Below are 9,036 nucleotides of genomic sequence, written 5' to 3'. Positions count from 1 at the left end.
CAGAGTGCCGACGCCCCCGCCTCGCCCCTCCGGCGCGCCCTGCCCGCCCCTCCCATCCGCGCCCTGCCCGCCCCGGCCCCGCTGCCCCCCGCCCCCAGCCACCCCGTCAGCGGCGGTACTCGGGCGATCAGAGCCGCCAGGACGCCGATGAGGGCGGCTGCCAGGCCGCCTCTGGGGCCCGCGTCCAGGGAGACCAGGAGGGCGGCGGCGATCAAGGGGGAGAGGAGGTTGTCGGCGCCCAGGACTGCGATGGCGGCGAACCACAGCAGGGCTCGGACGGGGTCGTAGGCCTCTGGGTCGAAGGCGCGGAGGGACATGCCCAGCAGGCCGCCGCCCAGGGCTGCCAGGGCCGCGCCCAGGACGAAGGCCAGGAGTTTCAGGCGGGCCACCGCAACCCCCGCCGCCTCCGCGCCCTGCTCGTGGTCCCGGAGGGCCGCCAGGGCGCGGCCCGTGCGGCCTCGGCGGAGCGCCGCCACCACGAGCAGGCAGCCGGCCAGTACGGCCAGCTCCAGGGCGTAGAACGCGCGGTCGTCCTCGAAGCCCGTCGGGCGGTCCAGCGACAGGCCCGCCGTCGCGTACGGCTGTGCGAAGACGAAGCGGCTCACCGCCACCCCGACCGCCAGCGTCGCCAGCGCCAGTGCAAGCCCCCGGCGGCGGATCGCCGGCCAGCCCGTCAACAAGCCCGTCACGGCCACCATCGCCACCGCCAGTACGAGCGCCGTCGCCTCCGGCAGGCCCGCCCCCGCCAGTACCCCGGTCAGCAGCGCGCCCAGGCCCGCGTACGCCGCTTGGCCCAGCGCGATCTGGCCGGCCCGTCCCGTCACCGTCACCAGCGACAGCAGCACGATCGCCAGTGCCGGGATCTGCATCGACGTCCGCAGGTCCGAGCCTGCGAATCCCAGCGGGAGCAGGAAGAGCGCAGCCACCACCGGCCACACCCCCGGCGGCGTGCGCGTCGGCGCCGTCGGCGGCGGAAGGCTGTCCCGCGTCCCCACGCCCGGCAGCAGCAGCGCCGCCACCAGCAGGGCCACCACGAACAGGTTCGCCCCGACCGCCTGCACCAGCGGCCCCGCCCACCCCTCCGGATGCAGCCTCGTCATCTGTGCCTGCGCCACGCCGATCGCGAGCGCCGCCCCGATCGCCACCGGCAGGCTCCGCATCCGGGCCGCCACCGCGACCGCGATCACCTCGACGACCAGCAGCGGCATCCCGTACGGGTCCAGTCGGACGTACGGCGCGAGCAGCACGCCCGTGAGCCCCGCCGTGAACGAGCCGAACGCCCACCCCACCGCCGCCACCCGGTCCGCGTCGATCCCGCCCAGTACCGCCAGCGGCCGGTTGTCCACCACGGCACGCAGCTCCCGACCGAACCGGGACCACCGCGTCACCGCCCCGACCAGGCACGCGAGCAGTACCACCGTCCCGAGCGGGGCCCACGGGTCGTCGCCGAGGAGCACCGGCGCGTCGTCCCGCGCCCCCGTGCCCCACAACAGCGCCGCCGCGCCCACGAGGAGGACGAACACGCCGATCGAGGCGACCAGGGTCCGCGCCGGATCGGAGCCGGTCAGCGCCAGCGGGCGGAAGACCACGCGGTCCAGGACCACACCGATCCCCGGAGCCACCACGAGCAGCGTCACGGCCGCCCCCAGCGGCAGCGGCCACCCCCACTCGACCACGAACTGCCGCAGCACGTACGCGCAGATCATCGCGATCGCGCCGTGGGCGAGGTTCAGCACCCCGGTCGCGCGGTACGTGACGATCAGTCCGATCCCGGTGAGCGCCGCCGCGCTGCCGATCGCGAGACCGGCGAGCGTCAGCTCGTACGTCAGCGAGGCCACGGCTCACACACCGGACAGGGGTCGAGCGCCTCGTCCCCCACCGGCACGGCCTCCGGTCTCCCCGCCACCAGCGGGCAGTCGGGGCGGTGCGCCAGCGTCCCGCCGGGCACCCGTACCGGCGGCTCGGTCGAGGACGGCCCCGGCGGCTCGGACCCCGGCTCGGCCTCCGGCGCGATGTCCTCCGTGGCGGGCCCGCCCGCTTGGAAACCCGTCGCCATCAGCACCGCGCCCGCAACGATCAGCGCCGCACCCGGCACCGTCCCGGACGCCAGCCACGGCAGCTGCCGTTCGGCGAAGCGCTCGCCCGAGACGCCGTACCAGCCGACCGCGCACAGCACCGCGCCCGCGGCGACCGCCGCGAGCCCGGCCCACAGCAGCACCCTGCGCGTCGGCACGGACGGGACCTCCCCGCGTCTTGCTTTGCACTATGCCGGGAACCGGCTCACCCTGGAATCATCATCAGGCCAGGCGGCCTGAACGGACACCCGGTGGTGAGCCAGATGGTTCTCAGCAGAGTCGGCGGACGCTCCCGCCTCGCGGCCCTCGCGGCCGCCGCGGTCCTGGTCGTCACCCCGGTCGCCGTGGGCTGCTCCGACGACGGGAACGACTCGGGCGGCACGTCGCCGACCCCGACGCAGACGCAGGCGCAGACGGACGCGCCGGCCGACCCGGTCGCCGCCAAGGCGGAGATCGCCAAGAACTGGACCGTGTTCTTCAACCCGAACACGTCGGTGGACGACAGGGTCGCGGTCCTGGAGAACGGCGAGCAGATGCGGCCGGTGCTGGCCGCCTTCGGCAGCGACCCGAACGCGGCCAAGGCCTCCGCGAAGGTGACCGCCGTCTCCTTCACCGCCGTCGACAAGGCCGACGTGACGTACGACCTGCTGGTCGGCGGAGCCCCCGCGGTCCCGAACGCCAAGGGGACCTCGGTCGAGCAGGACGGCACCTGGAAGGTCTCCGTCCAGACGCTGTGCGCCCTGGTGAAGCAGAGCGGCAATGCGGCCGTTCCGGGGTGCTGAGGCACTGCTCCTGACGCTGCTGCTCGCCGTGCCGCTCGGGCTCGCCACGGCCTGCGGCAGCCGTCTGCCCGAGTCCGCCTTCGGAACCCGGCCCACGACCCCCGCCGGCGGCGAGCCGCTCCGCGTCGGCATCATCGCCAGCGCCACCAGCCCCGTCGGCGGCGACGCCTTCACCGGCCCGCGCGACGGCGCGCTCGCCTACTTCGCCGCGCTGAACGCCGACGGCGGGCTGAACGGCCGCCGGATCGAGCCGGTCACCTGCGACGACGGTGGCAGCGGCATCGGCAACACCGCCTGCGTACACGAACTCCTCGACGAGAAGAAGGTGTTCGCGCTCGTCGCCACCACCGCCCTGGACTACGCGGGCGCCCCGCTCGTCGACCGGGCGGGCGTCCCCGACATCGGCGGTCAGCCGCTCGGCCCCGCGTACGACACCTATCCGCACCTGTACGGGATCTACGGCAGCCTCGCCCCGCGCACGGGCGCCTCGCCCGGCTGGAACGGCGTCCTGTACGGCGGGACCGAGGTCTACCGCTACTTCAAGGCCGAGCACGGCGCCGGCACCGCCGCAGTCGTCTCGTACAACCAGGCCGCCTCCGCCGCGTACGCGCGGCTGATCGTCGAGGGGCTGCGCGCGGAGGGGTACAAGGTGGTCACCGAGCAGGTCGACTTCGCGCTGCCCAACTACCGTGCCGTCGCCGCCGATCTGCGCGCCCAGCACGCCGACCTCGTCTTCGACGCGCTGGACAGCCACGGCAACGCCCGGCTGTGCGAGGCGATGGACGAGGCCGGGGTCCGGGTCACCGCCAAGGTGACCAACGTGCAGAACTGGAACGCGGCCGTCGCCGACGAGTACGCGAAGTCGCCCGTCTGCCGCAATGCCCTGTGGGTCACCGGCTCCAGCCGCAATTACGAGGACACGGACCACCCGGCGGTCCGGGAGTTCCGCGAGGCGATTCGGGGGACGCTGAAGGGCCGGCCGCTGGCCCAGTGGCAACTGGAGGGCTGGGCGGCGGCGAAGTGGTTCGCCGACGCCGCGAAGTCCTGCGGCACGGATCTCACCCGGGCGTGCGTAGAGCGGTACCTGAACCGGCCGGAGCCGTACACCGCCGACGGACTGCTGCTGCCGGTGCGCTTCGAGCACCTGAAGGAGCCGCCGAAGACCCGGAAGACGTGTCTGTCCGTCGCCCGGTGGCAGGACAACCACGGCTGGGTGACACAGAGTGGAGGGATGACTGCCGACTGTGCGACCGTGCCGCAGATCCCCTACCGGCCGTGAAGCCCGCCCGGCCGGGGCAGTACAGTCGCCTGCAGACCATTTCCACAACTGACGTTCTCGACGGGGGAGGCGCGTCAAGCGCCATGCGCATTTCCTTTCTGCTGCACAACGCCTACGGCATCGGCGGCACGATCCGCACCACGTTCAACCTCGCCCAGGTGCTGGCGGAGCGTCACGAGGTGGAGATCGTCTCCGTCTTCCGGCACCGCGACGAGCCGATGCTCGGCGCGCCCGCGGGGGTGACGATGCGTCACCTCGTCGACCTGCGGAAGAACAGCCCGGAGTACGACGGGAACCACCCGGACTACACGAAGCCGGCCCGGGTCTTCCCGCGCGGCGACGGCCGCTGGAAGCAGTACAGCCGGCTGACCGACGAGCGTCTCGCCGCGCACCTGAAGAACCTCCGGGCGGACGTCGTCGTCGGCACCCGGCCCGGCCTGAACGTCCACATCGCGCGGCAGACCCGGCGCGGCCCGGTCCGGGTCGGCCAGGAGCACCTGACCCTGGACGGCCACGGGTACCGGCTGCGGCGCGAGATCGGCCACCGGTACGTGCTGCTCGACGCGGTCACCACGGTCACGGAGGCCGACGCCCGCTCGTACCGGACCCGGCTGAAGCTGCCCGGGGTGCGGATCGAGTCGGTGCCCAACAGCGTGCCCGCGCCCGCCGTGCCGGCCGCTGACCCGGCGTCGAAGGTCGTCGTCGCGGCGGGCCGGCTGACCCGGGTGAAGCGGTACGACGTGCTGGTCGACGCCTTCGCCAAGGTGGTCGCGGCCCGGCCGGACTGGCGGCTGCGGATCTACGGCACCGGGGACGCCACCGGCAACGAGCGCGGGGCGCTGGAGCGGCAGATCGCGGAGCTCGGGATCGGGGAGAACGTGACCCTCATGGGCACGGCCAACCCGATGGAGCCGGAGTGGGCGAAGGGCTCGATCGCGGCGGTGACCTCCCGCCTGGAGTCGTTCGGGATGACCATCGTCGAGGCGATGCGCTGCGGACTTCCGGTCGTCTCCACGGACTGCCCGCACGGCCCGCGCGAGATCATCGAGGACGGCGTGGACGGCCGGCTCGTCCCGGTCGGCGACGTGGACGCGGTCGCCGGCGCACTCCTGGAGCTGATCGACGACGACGAGCTCCGTGCGGCTGCCGCCCGGGCCGCGCGCACGGCCTCGGAGCGCTTCGACCCGGTCCGGATCGCCGCCCTCCACGAGACCCTGTGGACCGAACTGGTCGCCCGAGGCGAAACCGGCCGCACCCGCAGCCGCACCCGAGACGCCCTCCACCAACTCCGCGGCACGATCCTCGACGCGGCCTACGCGATCCGCTACAAGGCGGCGGACTTCCTGCGTCGCAAGCGGTAGGCCAACTCCGGTCCGCGCCGGTCTCCTGGCCCGCTCGCGGACCGTACCTGTCCGCGATGGCTGGCAGACTCGGGCGCATGTTGGAGACCTCCGCACGACTGCTGCGTCTGCTCTCGCTGCTTCAGACGCACCGTGAATGGTCCGGGTCCGCGCTGGCCGACCGGCTCGGGGTGACGTCGCGGACGGTGCGGCGGGACGTCGACCGGCTGCGGGAGCTCGGGTACCCGGTCAACGCCAGTCCCGGCACCGGCGGCGGGTATCAGCTCGGTGCGGGGGCCGAGTTGCCGCCGCTGCTGCTCGACGACGAGGAGGCCGTAGCGGTCGCCGTGGGGCTGCGCACGGCCGCCGGGCAGGGCATCGAGGGCATCGGCGAGACCTCCGTGCGCGCCCTGGCCAAGCTGGAGCAGGTGCTGCCCGCGCGGCTGCGGCGGCGGGTGAGCACGCTGCACGCCTTCACCGTGCCGATGCTGCGCACCCCCGCCGCCCAGCTCGACCCCTCCGTCCTCACCGAGCTGGCCAACGCCTGCCGGGACAGCGAGCGGCTCCGCTTCGAGTACCGCGACCACCACGGGGCCGCCACCCGCCGCACCGTCGAGCCGCACCGTCTGGTGTGCACCGAGCGCCGCTGGTACCTGGTCGCCTGGGACGTGGACCGGGACGGCTGGCGCACCTTCCGGGCCGACCGGATCACGCCCACGCCGCCGCACGGCCCGCGGTTCCCGCCGCGCGAGCCGCCCGCCGCCGATCTGGCGGCCTACGTCGCCAAGGGCGTGTCCGGCGCCGCGTACGCCGCCGAGGCGGTCGTCAGGCTCCATGCGCCGCTCGCGGAGGCCGAGCGGGTCGTCGGGCCGATGGACGGCGTCCTGGAGGCGGACGGCCCGGACCGCTGCCTGCTGCGCACCGGCGCGCACAGCCTGGACGTGATGGTGATCCATGTGGCGCTGATGGGCTTCGAGTTCGAGGTGCTCGACCCGCCTGAGCTCGACGAGCGGATCCGCGTCCTCAGGGACCGTCTGTCGCGCGCTCTGGAACGGTGAGCCGGGCCTGCTCGAAGGCCGCGTACTCGGGGTGGTGCAGGTCGAACGCGGGGGACTCGGAGCGGATCCGCGGCACCGCGTGGAAGTTGTGCCGGGGCGGCGGGCAGGAGGTCGCCCACTCCAGCGAGCGCCCGTACCCCCACGGGTCGTCGACCTCCACCTTCGCCCCGTACTTCTGGGTCTTCCAGACGTTGTAGAGGAACGGCAGCGTCGACGCGCCCAGCAGGAACGCGCCGATCGTCGAGATGGTGTTCAGCGTGGTGAAGCCGTCGACCGCCAGGTAGTCCGCGTACCGCCGCGGCATGCCCTCCGCGCCGAGCCAGTGCTGCACCAGGAACGTGGTGTGGAAGCCGACGAACAGCGTCCAGAAGTGCAGCCGGCCCAGCTGCTCGTCGAGCATCCGGCCGGTGAACTTGGGCCACCAGAAGTAGAAGCCGGCGAACGTCGCGAAGGCGACCGTGCCGAAGACCGTGTAGTGGAAGTGCGCCACCACGAAGTACGAGTCGGTGACCTGGAAGTCCATCGGCGGCGACGCGAGGATCACCCCGGTCAGCCCGCCGAACAGGAACGACACCAGGAAGCCGATCGCCCACAGCATCGGCGTCTCGAAGCTCAGCGAGCCCTTGAGCATGGTCCCGGTCCAGTTGAAGAACTTCACCCCGGTCGGCACCGCGATCAGGAACGACAGCAGGGAGAAGAACGGCAGCAGCACCGCGCCCGTCGCGAACATGTGGTGCGCCCACACCACCACCGACAGACCCGTGATCGCCATGGTCGCGCCGATCAGGGTGAGGTAGCCGAAGATCGGCTTGCGCGAGAAGACCGGCAGGATCTCCGTCACGATGCCGAAGAACGGCAGGGCGATGATGTAGACCTCGGGGTGGCCGAAGAACCAGAACAGGTGCTGCCACAGCAGCGCCCCGCCGAACTCGGCGTGGAACACCACCGAGCCGAGCCGTCGGTCGGACTCGAGCACCAGCAGCGCGGCCGCGAGCACCGGGAAGGCCACCAGGACCAGGATCGTCGTGAACAGCACGTTCCAGGTGAAGATCGGCATCCGGAACATCGTCATCCCCGGGGCGCGCATCCCGATGATGGTGGCCAGGAAGTTCACCGAGGTCAGGATCGTGCCGAAGCCGGAGAGCGCCAGGCCCATGATCCACAGGTCGGCGCCGACGCCGGGGGACCGCTCCAGGCCGTTCAGCGGGGCGTACGCGGTCCAGCCGAAGCTCGCCGCGCCGCTCGGCACGAACAGACCGCCGATCACCATCAGGCCGCCGAAGAGGAACAGCCAGTACGAGAACATGTTCAGCCGGGGGAACGCCACGTCGGGCGCCCCGATCTGCAGTGGCACCAGCTCGTTGGCGAAGCCGGCGAAGGTCGGGGTCGCGAAGAGCAGCAGCATGATCGTGCCGTGCAGGGTGAAGGCCTGGTTGAACTGGTCGCTGCTGATCAGCTGGAGGCCCGGGCGGGCCAGCTCGGCGCGCATCAGCATCGCCATCAGCCCGGCCAGCAGGAAGAACGCGAACGACGTGATCAGGTAGAGGTGCCCGATCCGCTTGTGGTCGGTGGTGGTCAGCCAACCGACCAGGGCCCGGCCCCGCCGCCGGGGCTTGCGCCCGAGCGCCGGCGGTTCGACGCCCGCCGTCGCCGTCTCGGTCCCCATGAGGCTGCCTCCGGTCGTCCGTCGGGGAATCGTGTGCGTTCTGCGGGGGAGACGTGAATGCCAGGTGGAAACGGACGGCCGGCAATTCTCCGGAGGCACCGGTTCCGGCAATTCGCGCAACCCTGTGAGAGATGTCCCGGAAGCGGGGCGGAATTACCGGAGAACCGGCGAGAAACTCCCCGTACGAGTGACGTTGTTCGTGTCAAACACCTGTTGGGCACTTGTCGGCGAGCTGTGACAGAAGCGTGACAGGTGTGGCATGGGAGCATGCTGCGACATCTCTCCGGGACCCCGCTTCCGTCACCGTGCGAGTCCGCCTAACGTGAGGGGCATGGCACCGATACCGACCTCTCCCACACCGCCCCAAGACAGCCCGGAGGCCTATGTCGGCCTCGATGCGGACGGCGCGGAACAGCTCGCGAGAAGCCGAGGATGGACCACCGTCCGCTCCCTCGCGCCCGGCTCGATCATCACCATGGAGTACCTCTCGGGCCGGATCAATTTCGAGGTGGACGAGAACGAGAACACCGTGCTGCGCTGCTGGCTCGGCTGAGTCCCGAGCCCCCTTCGAACGTCGAGACGTCGAGACGTCGAGACGCTGACGCCGAAGGCCCCGGCCGGAGCCGGGGCCTTCGCCGTGGCGGGGGACGGCCTGTGCGTACCGCCCCGCGGGTCGTACCGGGCGTCAGCCGCCCGTCGCCGGACGTGAACGCGGCGGTCGACGGCTGCCCGCCGGAGTGACCGGGGTCCGCTCCGAGCGCGGCGCGTGCCCATGGCCGTGCGACTGGCCGTGCCCGTGCGCGTGGGCGCGCGACTGGGAGGCCAGCTGGCCGGTG

At 72.5% G+C, this 9,036-nt stretch carries 8 protein-coding genes; 5 read left to right on the top strand and 3 right to left on the bottom strand.

What is annotated here, in order from left to right:
* A partial coding sequence (locus tag VIU94_RS15310; protein WP_331911733.1) for a branched-chain amino acid ABC transporter permease occupies positions 1 to 1,838 on the bottom strand: 1,838 nt, incomplete at its 3' end.
* A complete protein-coding gene (locus VIU94_RS15305) occupies positions 1,826 to 2,233 on the bottom strand; it encodes a hypothetical protein (protein WP_331911731.1) in 408 nt (135 codons plus the stop codon). The genes VIU94_RS15305 and VIU94_RS15310, both read right to left, overlap by 13 nt.
* Positions 2,234 to 2,338: 105 nt before the next feature.
* Here VIU94_RS15305 and VIU94_RS15300 point away from each other — a divergent pair, with 105 nt between their 5' ends.
* From VIU94_RS15300 to VIU94_RS15285, 4 genes are all read left to right on the top strand, one after another.
* Complete coding sequence (locus VIU94_RS15300; protein WP_331911729.1) at positions 2,339 to 2,857, top strand: MTB12 C-terminal domain-containing protein; 519 nt, start codon at positions 2,339 to 2,341, stop codon at positions 2,855 to 2,857.
* On the top strand, positions 2,835 to 4,136 hold the full coding sequence (locus VIU94_RS15295; RefSeq protein WP_331911727.1) for an ABC transporter substrate-binding protein: 1,302 nt from the start codon (positions 2,835 to 2,837) through the stop codon (positions 4,134 to 4,136). Before VIU94_RS15300 ends, VIU94_RS15295 begins: the two co-directional genes overlap by 23 nt.
* A gap of 83 nt (positions 4,137 to 4,219) precedes the next feature.
* Complete coding sequence (locus tag VIU94_RS15290) at positions 4,220 to 5,497, top strand: glycosyltransferase family 4 protein (RefSeq protein ID WP_331911725.1); 1,278 nt, start codon at positions 4,220 to 4,222, stop codon at positions 5,495 to 5,497.
* Between the two features lie 77 nt (positions 5,498 to 5,574).
* The gene (locus VIU94_RS15285; RefSeq protein ID WP_331911723.1) at positions 5,575 to 6,534 is read left to right on the top strand and encodes a helix-turn-helix transcriptional regulator; all 960 of its coding nucleotides are present in this window, start codon (positions 5,575 to 5,577) and stop codon (positions 6,532 to 6,534) included.
* Here VIU94_RS15285 and ctaD read toward each other — a convergent pair.
* Positions 6,500 to 8,200 (bottom strand): aa3-type cytochrome oxidase subunit I, encoded by a 1,701-nt coding sequence (gene ctaD, locus VIU94_RS15280; protein WP_331911721.1) that lies wholly within the window; start codon positions 8,198 to 8,200, stop codon positions 6,500 to 6,502. The genes VIU94_RS15285 and ctaD overlap by 35 nt on opposite strands.
* A 331-nt stretch (positions 8,201 to 8,531) precedes the next feature.
* Here ctaD and VIU94_RS15275 point away from each other — a divergent pair, with 331 nt between their 5' ends.
* Positions 8,532 to 8,753, top strand: coding sequence for an I78 family peptidase inhibitor (locus tag VIU94_RS15275; RefSeq protein WP_331911719.1), 222 nt, complete (start codon positions 8,532 to 8,534; stop codon positions 8,751 to 8,753).
* Positions 8,754 to 9,036 lie beyond the last annotated feature (283 nt).

Source organism: Streptomyces sp. (genome assembly GCF_036566765.1).
In the GTDB taxonomy this organism is placed as follows: domain Bacteria; phylum Actinomycetota; class Actinomycetes; order Streptomycetales; family Streptomycetaceae; genus Streptomyces.
Note: the sequence above shows the minus strand (reverse complement) of the source record. Positions and strands in the feature narration are given on the sequence as shown.